This is a genomic window from Nonomuraea turcica, from assembly GCF_030718205.1.
Classification (GTDB): Bacteria; Actinomycetota; Actinomycetes; order Streptosporangiales; family Streptosporangiaceae; genus Nonomuraea.
Genome location: NZ_JAUZQF010000051.1, coordinates 1 through 20,986 on the forward strand (window position 1 = coordinate 1; position 20,986 = coordinate 20,986).

The following is a 20,986-nucleotide window of genomic DNA, read 5'->3' on the forward strand; positions in this document are numbered from 1 at the left end:
GTCGTAACCGGAAGTGATCAACCACCTGAACGTGACACGCCGGGTGGTCCCATCACTGGCAACCGGGTGGTCCCATGCTCGTGGCAGAAACTCCTCCCAAGTGGTCCCATGAAGCTGGCCGGCGACATGCCCCCATGGTCTTGGCGAGCCGCTGAGTGGAGCCGAAGGTTGACAGCGGGCATTGCTTTCGTCGGCAACCGGATCGCCGCCGACCGGCTCTACCACTGTTGCAGCTCATGGAGGCCGACGATCCGTCGCTGCTGGTAGCGTGGCTCGGTAATGAGCGAGTCTGGTCGAGTTCGAGATTGTCCCGGTCGTCAGCTCAGCTGAAGCGTCCGTCCGCTTCCGGCGATCCGCATCTGGGACACGGATGATGGAATCGTTGCCGTGCCCACAGTGATCACTGGTCTTGACGGTTGCATGCTGGCGGGATCCTTGGTGTCGGCCATATCGGCGATGACCGAACTTGGCTCGGCTCTGCATGTCTTGCGCGATCCCGGCCACCACGGCCTGGAGGAGTGGGCGGCGAGGATCCGCACGGAGATGAGCCCCCGCCTGGACGCGTGGACGCGGTCGTGGTGGTGGACGACACAGGCGATCAGATCAACGCCGTTCGTCGCGCCCACACCACCGGCGGACGATTTTGAAGTGCAGTTGGAACGGCTGCGCGCCATGCCCGCCCGGCAACTGGCCGGCCTGCTTCTGCGACCGATTTCACGGTCCGGTGACGTCAAGGTCGCGCTCCACTGGTCGCAGTCGCGGGATCCGGCCGTTGCGGATCGTGTTGAAGCGCTCGCCACGCGCCCGGACGACGCGATCGGGGAATTCCTGTCGTTCCTCGAGCACAGCTGGCGAGAGTGGTTTCGGGCCGAGTGGGCGCGGATCCGACCGGTGCTGGCGGCCCGGGCGCGGCGCTTCGCCGACACCGCATCGTTGCACGGGCCCGGGCCGGCGCTCACCGCGCTCGACCCCTCGATCTCGATGGGCCCGTCCGGAGACGAAGTCCGTATCGCGAAGGTGCAAGTCACCCGTCATGACGTGTCGCGGCGGGGCCTGATCGTGGCGCCCAGTACCTTCATCTGGCCCCATCTGTACGTGGCGGACGTTCCCAGACGGCCCCTCCTGCTCATCCATCCCGCCACCGCGGGCTCGCCGGTCCCCTCCGTTGCCGAGTTGCGGCGCCGGCTCGAGGTAGTCGCGCACCAGGGGCGCCTCGAAGTGGCCAGGGCGATCGCGACCGAGCCGCGAACGGCCGGTGAGATCGCCATGTTGTGGAAGATGGACCCGACCCAGGTCAACCGGCATCTGCGCGCTCTGGCCTCGGCTGGACTGGCTCGGGCGACCCGCCACGGGCGGTTCGTGCGATACCAGCTCGACGCCGACGTCCTCGAAGCGCTCGGCAGGGATGTGCTGGCGCTGTTGCTGCGCTGAGCACGATTGACGAGATCCGTCAGTCCGCTGGCCGGGAGGCTGCGGCGGTGATGGGGTCGCTCCAGCCGCTCATAGAGGGAGAAACGTTGTGACGATCTTGTCGCGGGAGGAGGCCGTCGGCCGTCTGCGTACCGATCGGGAGATCCTCCTCGGTCGCGTCACGGGCCTGACCGCGGCGGAACTCGCCGCCGACTACCTGGTGGACTCCGGCCCGCTCGGCGATTTCTGCGATTCCCTGCACGACCTCATAGCGCACGTGCTGATGTGGGATGAGATCAACCTGGCGGCGCTGAGGGAGGCCGTCACCGGCCGGTCGCACTGGAGCCTCGATCCTCGCTGGGAGGACCCGGCGATCGGGCGCGCCATGAACCGCGGTGGGGTGGAAGCAGGCCGGCACCTTCCGACCTCCCTGCTCCTGCACCGGTTCGCATCCGTGCACGACGCGATCCTGCAGGACCTCGGCCGGATCAGCGAGCAGGCATGGAATGGCGCCCCTCAGTATCCGGGTGGAATCGGGGCAGTGGCCCACAGGGTGTGGACCGTGCCTGGACAGCCGGCGTTCTGGCATGCCGCGATCCACCTTGCTCAGGTGCCGCCCGATCCGCCTGTCACCGGCCGCCGACCGCGGAAGGAAAGCATGTTCGGATGAGAACGCATCACTGTGACGAGCCGGGCTTCGCTGAGGAGACCGAAGCATTGCTCGGGCAAATCGGGCCACGGCACGAAATCGCCGACTACCGGACGTTGCTCTCTGCTCGCGCGGCGCTCCCAGACCCGGCACTGTCGGGCCACCTCGATCCATCGGTACAGGTGGCAGATCTCTACCTAGCGGCGCGAGGTGGCCCGGTACTGGCCCGCGTTTACCGGACGCGGTCGGCGCTCGAAGCGCAGCCCGTTCTGCTGTGGTTGCACGGTGGCGCCTTCATCGGAGGATCCGTCTACGATCTCGACCACGTGTGTTCCCGGCTCGCATACTTGGCCGAGGTCACCGTAGTGTCCCTCGACTACCGGTTGGCGCCCGAGCATCCTTTTCCGGCCGCGCTGTACGACACCTACGACGCCATGTGCTGGCTGGGCGAGCACGCATCGATGATCGGCGGCGACGGGCGGGTCGCGGCGGGCGGGCAAAGCGCGGGAGCCGCCTTGGTCGCCGGTGCATGCCTGATGGCGCGGGACAACGGTGGACCGGCCCTGGCTCGCCAGATCCTGTGCTATCCGGTGCTGGACTTCGGCCAGGACACTGAATCCTTCCGAGAGTTCGATGGGGTGTTTCTGAGCATCAAGCCAGGCCGATGGTCCGAGATCCAGTATCTGGCGGGGCAACCGGTGAGCCCGTACGCGGCGCCGTTGCGTGCAGGCACGCTGGCCGGGCTGCCGTCCGCCCTGGTGATCGGTGCCGGCCGGGATCCGCTGCGTGATGACGCGCGGAGCTACGCCATGCGGCTGGACGCCGAAGGGGTGGATGTGACGCACCTGGAATTCGCCAAGACGATGCACGCGTTCCTGAACTTCTGCGGCGTCCTGTCCGCCGGGCGTCACGCGATCGAGTTGATCGCTGCTGACCTGAGGCAGGCGTTCGCCCCCTTGACCTCGGAGTCCCCGAGCTCGCTCGGCCCGTCGCTTGTGCGGCAAGGAATCGCACGTCGCAGCTGAGCAGCACGGGACGAGGTGAACACAGACCTCGCCGGCGTTTCCAGGCCCGCCCGGAGACGCCGGCGAGCGATCGTGCCGGCGGTGACTTCTCACCGCCGACTGCCCGCGATGGCCTCGACCCGGTCGAGACCACTGTCCGGGCACACTGAGCCGACCTGCAAGAACCCTAGCCCGAACCCGACCGGTGTGCTCCCTGGTCGGGCCCTACTGGTGACGTAGTAGCTCGATGACCGGGGCCATGGCGTCCATGCCGCCTCCCACGCCGCCTTCCAGGACCGTGATGTAGCTGAAGCCGAACCGCTCACGGTTCTTTCTGACTTTGTCAGCGATCTGCTCGGCCGTACCGACCAGGAAGCCCGGCACCTGTCCGCGCTCCTCCATGCTCAGCGACGGCGCGAAGCGCTGGAGCTGCTCCAGAGCCGCTCGCCGCTCACCGGTCACCATCACTGCGGGAGCCTCGTGGTTGAACTCCACCTCGGAGATCCGATCGCCGAGCGCGGCGCGCGCGAACTCCACCCGCTGGGCCACGGCCTCGGCTCCGGCGAAGGCGGGCAGCCCCACGTTCCCATACCGGCTACTGGCCGCGCCGGTGAAGGCGATGATGTCGGCCTGCTGTGCCGCCAGCCGCAGGACCCTGTCACCACGGCCGCCGATGAGCAGCGGCGGTCCTGATCGCTGCGCCGGTTGCGGATGCGTGTCCGGGTCGGAGAGCAGCCGCCGCAGCTCGGACACCAGGTGCTCCAGCTTGTCCACCCGCTCGGCGCCCGTCGGGTAGGGCAGGCCGAGGGCCGCCAGTTTCTCCTGGGTGCCCGACGGCCGTCCGGCGCCGATGCCGACTTCGAGCCGGCCGTCGATCAGCAGGTCGGTGGTGGCGATGTCCCGCGCGAGCAGGGCGAGAGTGTAGTAGCTGGCGTCGAGTACATACGTGCCCAGCCGTACCCGGTCGGTGACCTCGGCGGCCAGCATCAGGGCGGGGAATGGAGCGAGCTTGCCGAGATGGTCGATGACAGCGATCGTGTCGAATCCAATCGCCTCGGCTTTGCGGCACTTCTCCACCCACTCGCGGCGGGTGGCCGCCACGTGCAGGGCCACGCCGAACCGGAACGGACGGCTGTTGGGGAGTGGCATACGTTTCACCTTTACGTCGATGAGCGGCGGGTGGGTGACCCGCGCGTGTTTCAGAAGTCAGCTGTCGCGGCCAGGTGCAGCAGTTCGTCAACGGACCATTGGTCGCCGGCGTGGCTGCCGTACTTGACCGCCAGCACCCGCCCGTCGGAGGCGATGAGGAAATCCGCCAGCAGGCCGAGGACGCTCTCACCCCGGGCCGGGGCAGGTTTCCCACCGGCCCGGATGCCGCGCACCACGACGCCGATGGTCCGCGGCTTCAATGGCGCGCTCCAGGCCCGCGAGTGCAGTACGGCCCGCAGGGAGGCCTCCACGCCGAGTTCGGCGTATAGCTTCTTGCCCGGGTCGGCGATCACGTCGAAGGGAAGGTCGCCCTGGTGGGGCAGCATGTCTTCGGCGGAGGAGTGGAACACTGCGATCTCGTGGATCCCTGCGGCGCCGATCTCGTCGTGCCGCGCGGATATCGAGCGCAGGTGCACATTGCAGATCGGACATCCGGCGTAGCGCCGGAACTGCAGATGCGTCAGCCCGTCGAGGGCGGGCAGGAGGATCCGCTCGGACCGGATGGTCGTCAGCCTGCGAAGGGTGATGACATCACCCTTTGCGAACCACTTCATGGTGTCGTGCTCAGTGGACTTCATGGGTCTTTGCCACCCTCCGATCTCTCTTGATGGGGTGTTCCGAAAGCCGGGCGCAGGGTGGATGGGTCTGAGGGGTCCTACGCGGGTGGGTCACATCCTGAGAGCGACGCGAGCGTCTGGAGTGTGACATCCACGCGCAGAGAGTGATGCGCGCTTGCAGCGCGCCGCTCTACCCGTCGTTCATGCTCAAGACTGGAGCGTTCTTCCTCTTCACGTTAGGGGCCTTGGCGGGGCTGGCCACCTTCGCACAGATCTACCCACGCGTTCGGGAGGTACCGATGGCGGTCAGCGCGGGAGGATCAATACTGTGCGGGCGATGAAGCCGACTACTAGGGCGATGACGGTGATGCTGAACTGCGCGCCGGTGCCCATGGCTGGGTGATCAGCGTTGGAGCCCGTCCTGTCCCGCCTCACCACTGTGATCAAGTAGTTGTTCGATATCAACTACACCTCGCGCTGGGACACGGTGACTGGCCCGCATGGTCAACGCATCGCCGAACGCATCCCCAGCGCCACCTGGATCAGGATCACCAACGCTGGCCACTTCGTCAAGGAAGACCAGCCACAACGGCTCGCGGAAATCATCAATGCCTTTGTCGGAGGGAGTGTCAAGTGGCCACGATCAGGGGCGATGGGGCCCGGCTGCCCGCCACCTACGGGGTGACACACCTACCGCTTGAGGCCGTCGCCGACCCGGACCGGAACACCACGGGCGACCGTCGCGAGCGGGTCGAGCGCTACCGGATGGCCGAAGACCTCAGCTTCGACACGATCGCGGTCATCGACCACCTTGGAAACCCGCGCCACTCCCAGCACTGATGAAGGCGGCCGAGGCTATCCGGCGGGCACGTCTGGGCGCCTACTGTACGTGCTGGACGCCACTTCTACACTCCCGCCCTGCTGGCGCGGGATCTCGCGACCGCCGACCTGCTGAATCGACGGCTGCCTCGAAAGCCATCATTCGTGACCTAAGTCACACTTCCTTGGCCGATGTCACATTTTGGGGACACATGAACCTCTCAGCATGCGACCACTTTCCTTTCCAGGAAATACGTCAGACACATTGTCGCCCACTCGAGAAGGGGTACTCATGCAGGCTGTCGACGAGAAGACCGTGGTCTGGTCGGAGCAGACCACCGATGAGGTGTTCGACCTGGTGATCGGCGATCTGGAACTGGAGATTCCGCCGCTCGCGTCACCGACGAACTCGGGCAGCGGCACCGCTTGTGGCACCTGCGCAGGCATCTACTGCTGTTGACACATGCCGGGTGGTGCCGCTGACGGCGGCGCCACCCGGCTGTGCCTTGTGCTCCGCAGCAACGAGTTGGGAGGGAAGTTTTGCTGGATGCGTCAGCGGTCGTCGAGTCGCTCTGGGAGATGTGCGCCCCGACCGGCGACGCCGATGAGGACGTTTCCGCCGCGCTTCCGCCGGTTGCGCGGCGATTGATCGTCGCGGTCCGCGAAGGCAGGGCGGGAGGGCTTTTCCCTCCTGTTGTCACGGCTGGCCCTGAAGGCACGGTCAGGCTCGACCGGTTGCTCGGTGGCGCGGCGGACGCACGGATGCTCGCGCACGCGCTCGCGGACCAGCGGTTCACGCCGCTGCTGGCGATGCTGGAACGGCTGGACGGCTGGTGCGTTCGCGCCGCGCGGCAATATTCGACGGTCATAGCCGGTGGAGTGCTGGATGTTACCAACGCCGACCTCTTCGGACCGGTGGTGTCCGAGGCGTTCGTGGCGTGCGCGACCGGACGAGCGCATTACGCCCGCGACCGGGTGGCGGAGTGGGCGGAGCGTTGCCAGGCATTTCTGACGCTCTTCCTTGACCGGTTACTGCGGGACATGCGCGTCTGCTGGCCCGAGGAGCCGGCCTTTCAGGGACCCGTCATCGGTTTGTGGGCGCATGGTGAGGAAACCCACAACGGCCGGCAACGGGTGTTGCGGCTGGACTGCGCAGGTGGTGGCCGGGTCGCGTACAAACCGCGGCCGGCGTCCGGCGAGCTGCTGTTCACCGCGCAAGGAGGAGCCGGCTCGCCGGCGTCGGTGTTCGAAATGCTCAACGACGCGCCTGCGGCGTCCGGTGAGGTCCGGTTGCCGGTGCTTTCGTGCTGGTCCGGTGCCGGCCCTGGTTACCTGTGGCAGGAATGGATCGAGCCGCCGGCGCAGTGGGGACCGATCCGCACGTCCGGGGAGTGGCGGCTGACCGGCACCCGATTGTCCCCGCAGGAGGCGGCGCGGTTCTGGCACCGGACCGGCTCGCTGGCCGCCGCGATGTTCGCATTCGGGATCACCGACGTGATCGGCAGCAACGTGGTGACCGGGACCAGGCCCGGCGAGCATGAACCGCTGCTGTATCCGATCGACCTGGAGATCTACTTCTGCCGGGTTTCCCGGCTCTACGACACGGGTCTGCTGCACGACCGGACCGCCGAGATCGACCAGCACCACGTCGGCTTGGAGAGCACACCGCGATGGTGCAGCGCCGAGGGCCCGGCGGTGTGCTGGCGTACGGAGACGGGGGCGCTGCGCCTGTATCGCCGCCGGCGGCCCTACACCAGGGAAGAGACCAGGACCGTCGTCGCGGACACCGAAGGAAGGGCCGGGTACGGCCACTACCTGCCGGTCATGCTGCGTGGCATGTTCGACGCCTGGACCCTGATGTGCCGGCAGCGGCCGGCCATCCGGCGATTCCTGTCGACCGCCGCCTCCGGCCACTACGTCCGGGTGCTGCGGCAGCCCACGTACCGGTACTTCGACGCGCTGGTGCCGCGATGGCTGTCCGGCGGCGGTGCCGCACCGGTGCCCGCCGAGCCGGACGTCCATTTCGACCGGGCGGAACTCGACCAGCTCCGGCGTATGGACGTGCCCTACTTCGTTCGGCCGCTGGACGGTGGCCCGGTGCTGCGGATCGAGCCGCCGCAGCGGCCGTTCGAGACGGCCGGGTTCGAGACGGCTGCGGTCGCGGCCCGGCCAGAGCCCGAGGGCGGCTGGCCCCCGCTGCCGGAGCTGCTCAACGGCGCGAACCTGGAGCTGGCCGGTCTCGGAGTGGCACTTCGGGACGCGGTGGAGCACGTGTTCGACGATGTGACGGAGCACGTCGTCACGGACGAGTCGCTGGGCGTCCGGCTGCACCTGCAGAGTCCTGCCGAGGGCCAGGTCGGCTTCGACTGGCCGGAGGTTGGCAGGCGGGTCACCTACATCTGGAACCGGGAGAAGGTACGCCTGCGCATCGACGCGGTGGACGCGCCGGAGGTCCCGGTCGAGCCGGCGCCGGCCGGTGAGGTCCGGCGCCGGCTGCTGCGGCTGGACCGGCTCGACGGTGCCATCCGGATGCCGTGGGCGGACGGCGGCATGGTCGATGGCACCGCCGAGTGCCGCCTGCGGACCCTGACCGACGCCGGCATCGCCTGGTTGTCCAGGGTCGTGACCGACCATGGGTGGCCGGGTCACGCGATGGTCGGTGCCGCGGCGGCCGCCGCGGCGAGTCGCCTCGTGCAGCACGCGAGAGGGCACCTGGACTTTCGCCGGCACTGCCTTGAGCTGATGCGGCAGGCGGCAGCGGGCGGCGACCTCCCGTGGCGGGAGGTCGCGTACCTGACCGACGAGTTGCGCCTCGCCGACGGACTCCCTCAGGTGTACGGCACGAAGTTCGAGCCCGTGGCCGGAAGGCTGGTGCCGTACCCGATCGAGGAGCCGGACGACGTGGACCACCGACGCGCCGCGATGGGCATGGAGCCGCTGGCGGACTACACGGCCCGGATCCGGCAGCGGTTCCCCCTGGCGGGGAAGGAAGCATCATGACCACACTGATCCACGAGGTGTCACAGGCGTCTGGCGACGTCGACTGGGCGCTGTTCGGGCAGCGGTACTGGGAGAGGCAGCCCGCCCGGCTGTGTGTACGGCCGCCGGTCGGCCTCGACCAGATCCATGCTCTGACCGTTCAGTCGTGCGCCCCGTTCCGCGCCGGCACCCGGTTCTGGGTGATGCCCGACGTCCGGTTCCTGGCCGGCGACGGCTGGCTGCGCGCGCCGGGCGAACGGCTGCCGGACACCACCGACCGGACCCTGGACGACTACCTCGACCGGCTGGACGCCGACCTGTCCGAGCAGGGTTACCTGCTCACCGTCCGGCAGCCGTTGCTCCTGGACTACACGCTGTGGTCCGCGGTACGCGACGCGATCCGCGGGCTGTGGCAGGAGGTCGGCTGGCCGAACCTGCCGGTCGTCGCCGAGGTGCTGATCGGCGATCGGTTCACCCAGCACGTCGGCGCGACCGAGGCGCCGACTCACGCTGCGCTGACCTGGGTGCTGCGCGGGCGGATGGACGTACGGCTGTGGGACGAGCGCCGCGGTCCCCCACCGGCCGCGATCGCTGACCCGGACCGGGATCTGGACGGTGTGCGAGCCATGAGCGCCGACGCCGGGGAGTTGCTGTACTGGCCGGGCGACCAGCGGCACGTGGACACCTACCGCGAGCGGTGTGTGGCGCTGCGCCTGCGGGTTCCGACCGACCGGCGGCTGCCGTTCACCGAGTTGCGGGATTTGCTCGCCGACCTGGTGCACGGCCGGCAGGGCAACGACGAGACCGTGCCGTACTTCCCGTTCGGCCCCGGCTCCCGCGTCGACGGACAGGGCGGGGTGCTGCCCCATCTGTCCGCGCTCGGCGACGAGCTGCGCACGGTCGTGGACGGCGAGCAACTGCGCAGGATGCTGCGGGTCCGCTGGGCGGCGCTGCGTTCCGCGGCCGGTCTCGAACCGATCCCGGTGCCGCGCGAAGGCGTCCCGATGACGCCGCAGAGCCGGATCCACCGCTCGGGCGAGATCGTCCGGATGCCTGAGGGGCCCGGGCACGAGGTGTGGGCGATCAACGGGAACGTTTTCACCCTGCCGAGAGCCGCGAGCGAACGGGTGTTCGCCGCGCTTCGCGACGGCGAGGAGACTGGCGTTGCCGACGTGTGCCGCGCTATCGGCGTCGCTGATGACGACGAGAACGTGCTTGCGTTGCTGGACAAGCTGTACCGGCTGCGCGGCATAGAGGTGGTCGAGATGAACGAGGTGCCCACGCGATGACGCTGACGATCGAGAAGTCGTTCGACTGGGACGTCTTCGTAGAGCGGTATTGGGACCGGAAGCCCGTACTGTACAAGCAGCTCGACGTCGTGCCGTTCGCCGAGGCGGAGGTGTTCGAGACCGCTGTGCTCGGCAGCCGGCCGCCACATCCGCTCGCCGTGCCGGGAAATGTGCAAATCCTCGTGGAGCGGCGGCAGCAGACACGGCCGGGCGAATACCTACCGGAACTGTCGGACCGCTCGCTCGGCGGCTACGAGCGGCGCATGGCCGACCGGTTGCGGGGACAGCGTTACGCCCTCGTGGTGCACCGCTTCCACTCCTTCTCCCACCCGCTGTGGACGCGCGCGCAGCGGTTCTACGCCGGTCTCTGGGAGCGGGTCGGTCAGCCGACGCACACCGCGGGCTCCACGATGTTCCACGGCTCCTACGAGCACAGCCCTGTCGGCGTGCACCAGGATCGCTTCGCCACCTTCATGTTCTGTGTGCGTGGCACCAAGCGCATGCGGTTCTGGGACGAGCGCCCGTGGTCGGATCCGGTGCACACGGTGCTGGACTACCAGCCGTACCTGGCCTCCTCGTTCGTCGCGGAGGTCGAGCCGGGAGATCTGCTGTACTGGCCGTCGAAGTATTACCACGTCGGGGAGAGTGCCGGCGAAGCACCGGCGACGAGTGTCAACGTGGGCATTCCCCGCCGCGAGCACCGGCCGTACTACGAGATCAAGGATCTGTTCCGGGGCACCGTGCCGGCGGCGTCGGCCCCGTTGTTCTCCCCGGATGCCGGTCCGGGTGGGCGGTTGGCCGGTGAGTTGCCCACGACTCTGGCCGACTCCGTGGACGCCTTCATGGAGCTTCTGAGCCAGGACCGGTTCGCCACTCGGGCCACCGATCTGGCCTTGCGGGTCAGAACGGCGGGCGGGTTCTGGCCGACCCAGCAGCCCGCCGAGCTTCGCCCGCTCGACGACGACACCCCCGTCCGCGGGTGCGCTCCCCTGCTGACCGCGCCCGGCGACGGCGCCCGCGGATACGCCGCGAACGGCAACGTCTCGTCCGGCACGGCCACCGCCGAAGCCCTCGCGGTGCTGGACCGGCTGAACGGCGGCGAGGTGGTACGCGTCGGTGAACTGCCCGTGCCGCAGCGCGGTGAGGTCCGCCACCTGCTTCAGGAATTGGAGAGCTTCCGTGCCGTCACCCGCGTCGACACCGACTGACCAGGTACCGGCCCACCGGCAGGCGGCCGCCGGCATCGTCGCCGAGATCGCGGACCGGCTGGCAGAGCCGGACCGGGTGGCCGAGATCGCGGGAGCGCCCGACAACCTCATGCGTTATCCGGGCAACCCGCAACCCGTGTGGGATCCACTGCTGCTTTCCGACGGTCACCCCGGAGTCGCGCTGCTGTTCGCGGAGCTGGCCGCGCAGATGCCGGAACTGCGCGGCCACGCGCACGCGCACCTGTCCGCGGCGCTCGGCCGCGGGATCCGGTTGCTGCCGCAGTCGCTGTTCAACGGCATGGTGGCGCTCGCGCTGGCCGGGCACAACGCGGCCACCGCATTCGGCGGCTACGCCACGATGCTGGAAGGACTGGACCGGCACATCACCGACCAGGTCCGGCAACGCGCGCGAGCCGACCGGGAGCGGCTGCGCGCCAGAGAGCCGGTCGGCACGTGGAACCGCTACGACGTCCTCGGCGGCACCGCCGGAATCGGCCGCTACCTGCTGGCGCGGTACGAGTCGGCCGCCGAGCCGGCAGCACGGCAGGCAGCGGGGCTTGCCCTGACCGACGTGCTCGAGTCGCTGGTGGCCGCGGCGACCGCCGACGACATCGCGCGACACGGCACCCGCCTGCCCGCGTGGTGGATCACCGAAGGACTCGAGCACGGCCTGGCCGAGCACGTCAACTTCGGTCTCGCACACGGTGTCTGCGGACCGCTCGCGCTCCTCTCCCTCGCCTGGCGGGCAGGGTTGCGGGTGGAGCGTCAGGACGAGGCCATCGAGCAGATCATGGCGTTGCTGTCCCGCTGGCGCACGACCGACGAGGCCGGCCCTCGCTGGCCGCACCTGATCTCGCTGGCACACATCGAGAGCGGGGAACCGCCGGAACGCGGGCGAGACTCGTGGTGCTACGGCGCCGCAGGTGCGGCCCGTGCCGTGTATCTGGCCGGCGCCGCGCTGGACCGCGCGGACTGGCGCGCCGACGCGCATGCCGCCCTTCGTGGCGCGCTGAGCGCGGCGAGCGACGAGCTGATTCATGACTCCGCGCTGTGCCACGGGTGGGCGGGGCTGCTACAGATCGTGCTGCGCATGGCACACGACAGTGCCGACCCGGGCTACCACGCCGCCGCCGACGAGTTGGCCGTGCGGGTGATACACGGGTACGACCCGCAGGCGCCGTTCGGTTTCCGGTACCGACACTCGCTCGCGGCACGCGACCTCGACCGCCCCGGCTTCCTGGAAGGCGCCGCGGGCATCGCCCTCGCCCTCCACACGTACGCCATGGAGAACATCCCGATGACATCGTGGGACAGCGCCCTGCTGTTGAGCTGACAGCACGGGAATGGCGCATTTCAAGAATCTCGGACGGATATGTCCACGACCTGGTACTCGCGCAGCCGAGCTCGCCACTGGGCACGTCCGCCGGTTCGGGTGCCCGCCAAGGAGGCAGTGTGCGATCCCAGCCATCGAGACCGACGTCGGTGTAGTCCCGCTGTACGGCGTGGCCCGCGCTGGGGATCAAAGATGTCGACGGGTTCTTGCAGAGCGTCGGCCACCGCGCCCACCAGTCGCGCGGGAACCCGATCGCCTCGACGCCGGCGGCTTTGGCCTCCGTCACCGGGTGATCGGCCGGGTCGGCGCGTGTGCCGTACGTGAAGGCGATCTTCGCCCCGACCGCGATGAGCTGTCGCCCCAGCGCCCTGCCGATTCCACCGGAGGCCGCGGTGAGTAACGCGACCCGGTCGGTGAGATCCGTGTTGTCATCTCCGGCTGCTTCGGGTCATCCGCGGTACTCCAGCGAACGAGTGGATCCACCCCGTTCATCTCCGACCGGCCCGGAAGCGCCGCTTTCCACCCGTGACAGGGGCAAGGGCGTCACCGACACGGGCCGGGCGACCGTGCGGTTCGGGCACCGGCATCTCGCTTCCGGGCTGGTCGGTGCCTGGGATATCAGGCTCGTGCGAGCGTGTAGCCGATGCCCGTGCCGAGCCCGGAGGCGAAGGCGAGGTGCACCAGCAGTTCCACCGCAGGCTCCAGGTAACGCGCGTTGGCCAGAGGGCCGGCGTCGACCGCGTCGAAGCCGAGCTGAATGCTCAGGTCGATGACGGTCTGCTTGGCCGTGTCGTCGTCCCCGGCGACCGGGAGGAACTGCGGGCTGCCGCCAAGGTCGGGGGCCTCGATGTTGGCGGCGAAGATGGTGTTGAATGCTTTCACAACCCTGGCTCCTGGGAGGGTCGTGGCGACCTGCTCGCCGGCCGAGGTGGTGTGCCCGATGGTCAGGGCCATGAAGTCCGGCGTCTGCGGGTTGGTCACGTCGATCACGACCTTGCCGTTCAGCGCCGCCTTGACCTGGTCGTGGAGCTGAGCGATGACGCCGAAGCGCACCGCGAGCACGACGGCGTCCGCCGCCGCGGCCTGGGCCGCCACCTGAGATGGAGGGGTGGCCGAGTTCGCGACGGTGACCTCGTGGCCCGTCGCGGTGAGTCGGCGGGCCAGAGCGGATCCGACGTTGCCGTTGCCGATAATGGCGATCTTCATCTGGATGTCTCCTTCGATGTGCTCGCAGCGGGACGCAGCGAGGCTAATGCGTCGAATTCGACGCATCTAGTCGGCATGCTACTTATGCGTCGAATTCGACGCAAGTTGGTATGCTGTCTTTCCATGGACGAACCCCGCTGGCTCAACGAGACGGAGATGCGTGCCTGGGTCGGCTTCCTGGAGACCTCCGGCCTCATCCAGCGCCATGTCGAGCAGCAACTCCGGGAGGCCCGCGGGCTGACCATGGTCCAGTACGAGATCCTGCACTGGGCCAACGACAGCGGCACTCAGCCGCTGTGCATGACCGAACTCGCCAACCGGATGATCACCTCGCGGAACGGCCTCACGTATCAGGTCTCTCAACTGGAGAAGGCCGGCCTCTTGCAACGCCAGACCGACCCCGACGACGAGCGGAGGATCCAGGTCGTCATCACCGGCGAGGGACGCAGACTGCTCGAGGAAGCGGCACCAGGGCACGTGCGGACGGTGCGCGAAGGCCTTTTCGACAGGCTGTCCAACGAGCAGGTCGCCCAACTGGCCGACATCATGGAAACAGCCCGAGACCATCTGCGCGGCACCGTCCAGCTACAAGCTCCGCGCAAACGCAGAGGGGAACGGGCTTAGCCGAAGGCCGACCCTTGGCGCTTCGACCATGTTCTTGCCCATGAACGCCGGCGGGAAGAACAGCATGCTGACCTGGTCGAGGTCCTTGAGGGCTTGGACCAGCTCAGCGACCGCTTGATCTCCTGACCGGACTCTCCGGCGGCGTCGGGTGATGGTCGCTCCCGCCGTGCCAGCTGGCGAGGAAACGGAGCGCCTCGTCGCTGGGCGAGCCCGGCTCCGGCAGGTAGGTCACCAGCACCTGGTCGGGCTCGTCGCCGACCCGCAGGCTCTCGTAGTCGAGGACCAGTTCGCCGGCCAGCGGGTGATCCAGATGGACCCTGCCGTTCGAGCGTTCTCTGACGTCGTGTTCCGCCCACAGGCGGCGAAAGTCGGAGCTGTTCATCGACAGCTCTCCGATCAGCGTGGCGAGGTCCTGGTCGTCAGGATGGCGGCCGGCGTCGAGCCGCAGGAACGCCACCGTCTCGCGTGCCTTGTCGGCCCAGTTGAGGTAGAGGGCGCGAACGGACTCGTCGAGGAACACCAGGCGCGCGCAGTTCAGTCCTGCGGGTATGGCGGTTTCCGTGCCGGAGTCGCTGAAGAAGAGCAGGGCGGCCAGGCGGTTGCAGGCGAGCAGTTCGCTGCGGCGGCCGATGACGAATGCAGGTCCTGCGGTTGCGTCGAGCAGCCGCTGGAGCGTGGGACGCACGCGCGGCGACGGCCCGCGCGCCGCAGGAGTGCGCGCGGGGCGGGCCACATTGTGCAGGTGATTCCGCTCAGCCTCGTTCAATCCCAGTGCGCGGGCGATCGCGCCGAGAACCTCGTCGGAGACGTTGGTGGCGCGCCCCTGCTCCAGGCGCACATAGTACGGCACGCTCACCCCGGCGAGCAGGGCCACCTCTTCGCGGCGGAGGCCGGCGACCCGGCGGCGCTCGCCGTAGGTGGGAAGCCCGGCGTCCTCGGGACGCACGCGCGCCCGGCGCGATCGGAGGAACTCACCCAATTCCCGACTCATGTCCACGCCATCCAGTATCGAACCTTTCGGCTGTGCTGCCCTGACCCTGCCAGTACCACCTTCCCCAGGGGCCTGGCTGTCCTCGTACCGCGGGTTGCACCATCGTGCCGAACACCCGCGATTCTCGAGCACTGGAGTAAGCGATGACTGTTCTGTCCCCCCTCGCCGGTCGGCGCGCGGTCGTGACCGGGGCCTCCTCGGGAATCGGCGCCGCCACCGCTCGGCTACTCGCGGCGCAGGGCACGCGGGTCGCGCTGGTCGCCCGCCGCCAGGACCGGCTCGACGCCCTGCACACGGAGATCAAGAACGCCGGTGGCTCGGCCGTGCCGATCGCCCTCGACCTCGCCGGGGCCGAGGCGGGCGTGATCGAGGACGGCGCTCGGCTGGCCGCCAGGGAACTGGGCGGCGTGGATCTCGTGGTGAACGCGGCGGGAATCCTGTCGCCCAGCATGCTGGCGGACGGCCTGGTGGATGAATGGCAGCGCCAGATCGAGGTGAACCTCACCGGACTGCTGCGCCTCACCCGTGCCCTCCTGCCGGACCTGCTCAAAGCCGCGTCCACTGGAGATGCCGCCGACCTCATCAACGTCTCGTCAATCGCGGCGAGCCAGGTGGAGTTCGGCGCGGCGGTGTACGCGGCGACCAAGGCGGCCGTCAGCCATCTGTCCAGACACCTCAGGCAGGAGCTCGCGCCGCAGAACGTCCGGGTCACCGACATCCAGCCCGGGATGGTCGTCACCAAGCTGCGGTCCGGCTCCGAGCTGGGGATCGCCTGGGAAGAGGACATGAAGACGCGAATCGATCCGCTCACCGCCGAGGACGTGGCGGAGGTCATCGCCTTCGCTGTCGGCCGACCGCGCCACGTCAGCCTCCCGGAGATCGTGGTGATGCCGGCCAAGCAGACGTGAACTGCGCTCCTTGTCTTGCAGGCACGTGATCAGATCGGGCCGGCGAATGTCATTTCCGGCACCCGCAGGCTGGTCGGGTCTGCGGCCGCACAAGGCGCAGAGGTTGAGGTGCCTCTGATCTTCCGGAGACCGCCTCGGCGGGCTGCGGCCGAACGGCATTCAAAGTGACAACGCAACGCGAACCCTGACCACGGTCAGGCAGGCCGCAGTCATATCCACCGCGGCTGGATGAAACCCCGCACGGTGCACGGCCTCCACGATGGCGAGGAAGCCCGTGCCGGGGATCGTCACCGTAATCCCATCCGACAGGCCGTCGTACTCCAGTAGTGGCTACGGATTCGGAGTCGCCGCCATGCTCCTTACCTTCTGTGTCATGAGTACACAGAAGGGTTTCAAAATGAGAACGAATCGTTTAATCCGGGGTAGCACGGTCATCGCCGCGTTAGCCGTGTGCACCGGTCTGCTGGCCACGGCACCCGCCGTCGCGCAAGTCCCCTCGACCTCAGGCGCGATGTCCGCGGCCGAGCCGGCTCCGGAGCCCGAGCCCACTGAGGAACCGGACGCCGAGCCGGTCACCCCGCCACCCCTCGACCCGCTGCCGGACCCCGACCCGGAGGAACTTGACGACCCGCTCCAGGAACTGGACCCCACGCCGGAGCAGGACGTGGAAGCGCCGGTCGACACGCTGGCAGCGCCCGCACGCGCGAACTCCAAGACGCGGCCGACCGTGTTCATCCACGGCTGGAACCGAAGCGCGAACACCAACTGCTCCACCACCTGGGCCGCGGCCAAGAACGTGCTGCGGGACAAGGGGTTCACCGGCCGCTTCGTCACCTTCGGCTACTACGGGGGGAATACCCTCTGCGACTATAAGTTCGCCGGGACCACCGACACCCGTATCCAGGAGGTCGGCCGCAAGCTCGCCTGGTACGTCAACAGCCTGTGGAACCAGTACCACAAGCCGGTGGACATCGTGGCCCACTCGATGGGCGGGCTGGTGGCCCGGGCGGCGATTGAGGGCGTCAACCGGTACGGCGGCGGCAGCGACGGCAAGTGGCCAGCGCGCCTGTACATCGAGGACGTCGTCACCCTAGGCACCCCGCACGCCGGCTCCAACTGGGCCACCGCCTGCGCCCCCACCCACGAGCAGTGCAGTGACATGAGGCCTGGAAGCGGTTTCCTGGAGTGGCTGTCGTACAACCCGCGCTCCCAGATGGGGACCGAGTACACCGCGATCGCCTCCGATCACGACGAGCGGGTGGGCAGGAAGTCGGCCACCAACAACTGGAGGGCCGACAACTGGGTCACCTTCAGCCAGTCCACGACGGGGTCGATCATGAACCATAGCGCGCTACGGACGACCAAGACAGGGACGTGGTGTGGCGTCTATCGGTGGGAGAACATGGACGCCTCCAAGACGTCCTGCAATGGTGTCCCGCCGCTGCAGCGCGCCGCGCTAGCCCTTTACTACCAGGACAACCGCTGAACACAGGCACGACTGAGCGGCGGGCGCCGAGCACATGAACCGCGCCGGCCGTATGCCCCGCCGTCTCCCTCCCGGGCGGCGGGGCGCCGCCGTGCCCGGCCTTCCCACGACGGAGACCAGCGTCGTCCGGAAGCACCGCCCGTCCCCTGCGGGCGGCCTCTCCCACGACACGCCTCCCCGGGCCCACGGGCTTTCCGGCCGCAGCCGCCCGGCACCGGTCGCCAGGCGCGCCGGGCGAACGGATGTCACACTTTGCCTCCCCCGGACCTCACATAGGCGGAAGTTCATCCGGAAGGCGCCGCCCGCCCGTTTCTCGCGGTGTCGCGGGTCATTCGGGTGATCAACGGTAGGGACGGCCCGGAGGAAGGATGCTTTACGGACGTACCCAAGAGCTGTGCACGATCGACCGGATGCTGGCGGCGGCGCACGACCGGCGCAGTAGCGCCCTCATCATCCACGGAGAGGCCGGCATCGGGAAGTCGGCGCTACTGGGCTACGCCCGTGCCTCGGGGATGACCGCACTCGAGGCGTTCGGGGTCGAGTGCGAGGCGAAGTACCCATTCGCCGGGCTGCATCTGTTGCTGCGTCCCCTGCTCGACCACGTCCACAAGCTCCCGCCGCGGCAGGCGGCGGCGCTGCGCGGCGCGTTCGGACTCGGCCCTTCGACCTCCCAGGACCTCTTCCTCACCGGGCTTGCCGCGCTCACCCTGCTGTCCGAGCACGGTCCCGGCCCGGTGCTGTGCCTGATCGACGACCTGCAGTGGCTGGACTCAGCCTCCGCCTCCGCGCTGCTGTTCGCCGCGCGGCGCCTGGAAGCGGAAGGTGTTTGCATGATCTTCACCTCCCGCGAGGACGACCCCGCTCCGGGAATTCTCCGGATGCGTCTGGGAAAGCTGCCGGACGTGGCGGCCGGCGAGCTGCTCCGCGCACGCGCGGGCGCCATGTCGGCGCAGACCAGCCGGCGGATCCTCAACGAGGCTGCGGGGAATCCGCTCGCTCTGCTGGAGTTCTCGGCCGCGCTCACGGACGATCAGCGGGCGGGACGGGCCGGTCCCCTCCCCTCGGCCGTCGACGCGGAGCCGTCGCCCAGCCGGGTCCAGCGGGCGTTCCGTGCCCGGATCGAGGGCCTTCCCGAGGCCACGCAGCTCGTGCTGCTCGTCGCGGCGGCCGACGACATGGGGGACGCCGAGCCGATCCTGCGGGCCGCCGGGAGGCTGGGCGCCGGAGGGGACGCGCTCGGCCCCGCGGAACAGGCCGGCATCGTGCACGTCACCGGCGACGGCGGCTCGGTCTCCCGGATTCGGTTCCGCCATCCGCTGATCCGTGCCGCCGCCTACCAGGGAACGCCGCACCACCTCCGAGTAGCCGCACACCGCGCACTCGCCGCCGTCCTGACCGGGGAGGCGCACACCGGCCGCCGAGCCTGGCACCTGGCGACCGCGGTGCGGGGTACCGACGACGAGGTCGCCGCGGAGCTGGAACGCGCAGCTGTGCAGGCCCTGGACCGGCAGGACACCCCTGCCGCATCAGCGGCCTTCGAACGGGCCGCCGCGCTCACGACCGACGAGCGGACCAGGGCGGGCAGGTTGGTCCGGGCCGCGGAGCTTGCGGTGCGGGCGGGCCACCTGGACAAGGCTGTTGCCCTGGCAGAAGGCGTCGGCGAGCTCACCTGCGACCTGCCAGTGCGGGCCAGGGCCGACCACATCTGGGCGTCGGTGGAGTTCGAGCGCGGGTCCGCGAGCCGAGCCGGCCACATCCTCGTCAAGAGCGCCCGGCGCGTCGCGGCGGCGGATCCGGAGGCGGCGACCCTGATGCTGGTCGACGCGGCCAGGAACGCCGTGTTCGGAAGCGATGCCGGGCTGGCCCGCGCCGTCGCGGCCGCTCTGGCCTGCCTGGATGGGCGTGGCGGGCGCGGTGTTTCGGGTACTTCGCTGGCGCGGGGGCTGATGACGGTCGCCCAGGTGATCGACGATGAGACGGTGCATGACCTGGGGCCGGTGCGCGAGGCGGTGGGTTTCCTGCTGGAGACCGCGCAGGACCAACCGGCTCGGTACCTCCTCGCGGGCTCGCTGAGCCTGCTTGCGGGCGATCACGTCATGGCGTGCCGCGTGGGGGCGTCGCTGGTGGCCCAGTGTCGCGGCCAAGGGCTGATCGGGGTGCTGCCGTCGGCCCTCGCCCTGCTGGCGCAGGCCCAGATGGTGAACGGCCGGCACCGTGACGCGGCGGAGGCGGCCGACGAGGCGCTGCGGGTGGCCCGCGATATCGGGCAGTCCCACCGCGTCCAGCATCTCGGCGGCATCCTCGCGTGGCTGGCCGCGATCTCCGGAGACGCCGCAGGCTGCCGGGCGCTGGCCGCCGACATGGATCTGGCAGTGGAGGCGGGCCGGGTGATGGGGGCCTGGGCGTCCGGGCTGCTCCACCTCGGCCTGGGCGACTCGCGACAGGCGCTGGAGCATCTGGCGCCCCTCTGGCACGGCGGGCGCAGGCACCAGACCGTGGCCCTGTACGCCGCGCCGGACCTGATCGAGGCGGCGGTCCGGGCTGGACGGCCCGACCTGGCCCTGGAGCCACTGGCCGAGTTCGAGCACTGGGCCAAGGCGGTGGGAACCCCGCTGACCGCAGCGGGCGCCGCCCGGTCGAGGGGCATGCTCGCCCGCGGCGCCGAGGCCGGGACGCACCTGGCCGAGGCCGTGCGCATCCACGAACGGCACGCTGGCTCTGACCACAGGTTCGAGCGAGCCAGGACCGAGCTGGTGTACGGCGAGTTCCTGCGCCGCGACAAGCAGCGGGCCGCGGCGCGGGAGCACCTGCGGACCGCGTTCGAGCTGTTCGACCTGCTTGGGGCCCACCCCTGGGCCCGGCGCGCCCGGACCGAGTTGCGAGCGCTGGGATCTAGGGCTGTGTCCAGGGCCAAGGGCCTGGCCAGCCTCCTCACGCCGCAGGAGCTGCAGGTGGTCAGGCTGGCCGCAGGCGGCATGGCCAACCGGGAGATAGCCGCCCACCTCTTCCTCAGCCCGCGGACGATCGAATACCACCTGTACAAGGCCTATCCGAAACTTGGCGTCGGTTCCCGGGCCGAACTGGCTGATCTGGATGTTCCTTCAATGTGCTGATGTGCTCGCAGCGGAGGACAGCGGCGCTCAGCCGCTGTGCATGACCGAGCTCGCCAACCGGTGATCACCTCACGAAACGGCCTGACGTACCAGGTCTTCCAATTGGAGAAACCCGGCTTGCTGCTGCGTCAGACTGATCCCGACGCGAGCGAAGGATTCAGTCGTCATCACCGGCGAGGGGCGCAAGGTGCTCGAAGAAGC

General features: G+C 69.1%; 17 protein-coding genes. 13 read left to right on the top strand and 4 right to left on the bottom strand.

Annotation, left to right across the window (positions count from 1 at the left end; translation table 11 throughout):
• The first annotated feature begins 420 nt into the window (after positions 1 to 420).
• The 3 genes from Q9G87_RS58290 to Q9G87_RS58300 all read left to right on the top strand — a co-directional run bounded on the left by Q9G87_RS58290 (position 421) and on the right by Q9G87_RS58300 (position 3,084).
• Positions 421 to 1,431 carry an ArsR/SmtB family transcription factor gene (locus tag Q9G87_RS58290; RefSeq protein WP_305925309.1) on the top strand — a complete coding sequence of 337 codons (1,011 nt, stop codon included), beginning with the start codon at positions 421 to 423 and terminating at the stop codon, positions 1,429 to 1,431.
• Between the two features lie 88 nt (positions 1,432 to 1,519).
• Positions 1,520 to 2,080: a hypothetical protein gene (locus Q9G87_RS58295; RefSeq protein ID WP_305925310.1), complete on the top strand. Its 561-nt coding sequence runs from the start codon at positions 1,520 to 1,522 to the stop codon at positions 2,078 to 2,080.
• Positions 2,077 to 3,084, top strand: a complete 1,008-nt coding sequence (locus tag Q9G87_RS58300; RefSeq protein WP_305925311.1) for an alpha/beta hydrolase — start codon at positions 2,077 to 2,079, stop codon at positions 3,082 to 3,084. Before Q9G87_RS58295 ends, Q9G87_RS58300 begins: the two co-directional genes overlap by 4 nt.
• A gap of 204 nt (positions 3,085 to 3,288) precedes the next feature.
• On the opposite strand, the gene Q9G87_RS58305 is transcribed toward Q9G87_RS58300, so the two are convergent.
• Both Q9G87_RS58305 and Q9G87_RS58310 read right to left on the bottom strand, forming a co-directional pair.
• Positions 3,289 to 4,212 carry a TIGR03621 family F420-dependent LLM class oxidoreductase gene (locus Q9G87_RS58305; RefSeq protein ID WP_305925312.1) on the bottom strand — a complete coding sequence of 308 codons (924 nt, stop codon included), beginning with the start codon at positions 4,210 to 4,212 and terminating at the stop codon, positions 3,289 to 3,291.
• A 50-nt stretch (positions 4,213 to 4,262) separates the two neighbouring features.
• Positions 4,263 to 4,850: a peroxiredoxin-like family protein gene (locus Q9G87_RS58310; RefSeq protein WP_305925313.1), complete on the bottom strand. Its 588-nt coding sequence runs from the start codon at positions 4,848 to 4,850 to the stop codon at positions 4,263 to 4,265.
• A gap of 612 nt (positions 4,851 to 5,462) precedes the next feature.
• Here Q9G87_RS58310 and Q9G87_RS58315 point away from each other — a divergent pair.
• The 6 genes from Q9G87_RS58315 (at position 5,463) to Q9G87_RS58340 (ending at position 12,457) form a co-directional block, all read left to right on the top strand.
• The gene (locus Q9G87_RS58315) at positions 5,463 to 5,669 is read left to right on the top strand and encodes a hypothetical protein (RefSeq protein WP_305925314.1); all 207 of its coding nucleotides are present in this window, start codon (positions 5,463 to 5,465) and stop codon (positions 5,667 to 5,669) included.
• A gap of 271 nt (positions 5,670 to 5,940) precedes the next feature.
• Positions 5,941 to 6,108, top strand: coding sequence for a hypothetical protein (locus Q9G87_RS58320; RefSeq protein ID WP_305925315.1), 168 nt, complete (start codon positions 5,941 to 5,943; stop codon positions 6,106 to 6,108).
• Between the two features lie 80 nt (positions 6,109 to 6,188).
• Positions 6,189 to 8,648, top strand: coding sequence for a DUF4135 domain-containing protein (locus Q9G87_RS58325; RefSeq protein ID WP_305925316.1), 2,460 nt, complete (start codon positions 6,189 to 6,191; stop codon positions 8,646 to 8,648).
• The gene (locus tag Q9G87_RS58330; RefSeq protein ID WP_305925317.1) at positions 8,645 to 9,916 is read left to right on the top strand and encodes a hypothetical protein; all 1,272 of its coding nucleotides are present in this window, start codon (positions 8,645 to 8,647) and stop codon (positions 9,914 to 9,916) included. Before Q9G87_RS58325 ends, Q9G87_RS58330 begins: the two co-directional genes overlap by 4 nt.
• Positions 9,913 to 11,124, top strand: a complete 1,212-nt coding sequence (locus tag Q9G87_RS58335) for a JmjC domain-containing protein (protein WP_305925318.1) — start codon at positions 9,913 to 9,915, stop codon at positions 11,122 to 11,124. The genes Q9G87_RS58330 and Q9G87_RS58335 overlap by 4 nt, the downstream gene beginning before the upstream one ends.
• On the top strand, positions 11,096 to 12,457 hold the full coding sequence (locus Q9G87_RS58340) for a lanthionine synthetase C family protein (RefSeq protein WP_305925319.1): 1,362 nt from the start codon (positions 11,096 to 11,098) through the stop codon (positions 12,455 to 12,457). The genes Q9G87_RS58335 and Q9G87_RS58340 overlap by 29 nt, the downstream gene beginning before the upstream one ends.
• Positions 12,458 to 13,075: 618 nt before the next feature.
• On the opposite strand, the gene Q9G87_RS58345 is transcribed toward Q9G87_RS58340, so the two are convergent.
• Positions 13,076 to 13,663 carry an NADPH-dependent F420 reductase gene (locus Q9G87_RS58345; RefSeq protein WP_305925320.1) on the bottom strand — a complete coding sequence of 196 codons (588 nt, stop codon included), beginning with the start codon at positions 13,661 to 13,663 and terminating at the stop codon, positions 13,076 to 13,078.
• 123 nt (positions 13,664 to 13,786) lie between these two features.
• On the opposite strand from Q9G87_RS58345, the gene Q9G87_RS58350 reads away from it, so the two are divergent.
• Positions 13,787 to 14,287, top strand: coding sequence for a MarR family winged helix-turn-helix transcriptional regulator (locus Q9G87_RS58350; RefSeq protein WP_305925321.1), 501 nt, complete (start codon positions 13,787 to 13,789; stop codon positions 14,285 to 14,287).
• A gap of 103 nt (positions 14,288 to 14,390) precedes the next feature.
• Here Q9G87_RS58350 and Q9G87_RS58355 read toward each other — a convergent pair whose 3' ends face one another.
• On the bottom strand, positions 14,391 to 15,278 hold the full coding sequence (locus tag Q9G87_RS58355) for a helix-turn-helix transcriptional regulator (RefSeq protein ID WP_305925322.1): 888 nt from the start codon (positions 15,276 to 15,278) through the stop codon (positions 14,391 to 14,393).
• A gap of 143 nt (positions 15,279 to 15,421) precedes the next feature.
• On the opposite strand from Q9G87_RS58355, the gene Q9G87_RS58360 reads away from it, so the two are divergent.
• From Q9G87_RS58360 to Q9G87_RS58370, 3 genes are all read left to right on the top strand, one after another.
• Positions 15,422 to 16,186: an SDR family oxidoreductase gene (locus Q9G87_RS58360; RefSeq protein ID WP_305925323.1), complete on the top strand. Its 765-nt coding sequence runs from the start codon at positions 15,422 to 15,424 to the stop codon at positions 16,184 to 16,186.
• 397 nt (positions 16,187 to 16,583) lie between these two features.
• Positions 16,584 to 17,672: an esterase/lipase family protein gene (locus Q9G87_RS58365; protein ID WP_305925324.1), complete on the top strand. Its 1,089-nt coding sequence runs from the start codon at positions 16,584 to 16,586 to the stop codon at positions 17,670 to 17,672.
• 368 nt (positions 17,673 to 18,040) lie between these two features.
• Positions 18,041 to 20,785 (top strand): helix-turn-helix transcriptional regulator, encoded by a 2,745-nt coding sequence (locus Q9G87_RS58370; protein ID WP_305925325.1) that lies wholly within the window; start codon positions 18,041 to 18,043, stop codon positions 20,783 to 20,785.
• Positions 20,786 to 20,986: the final 201 nt, after the last annotated feature.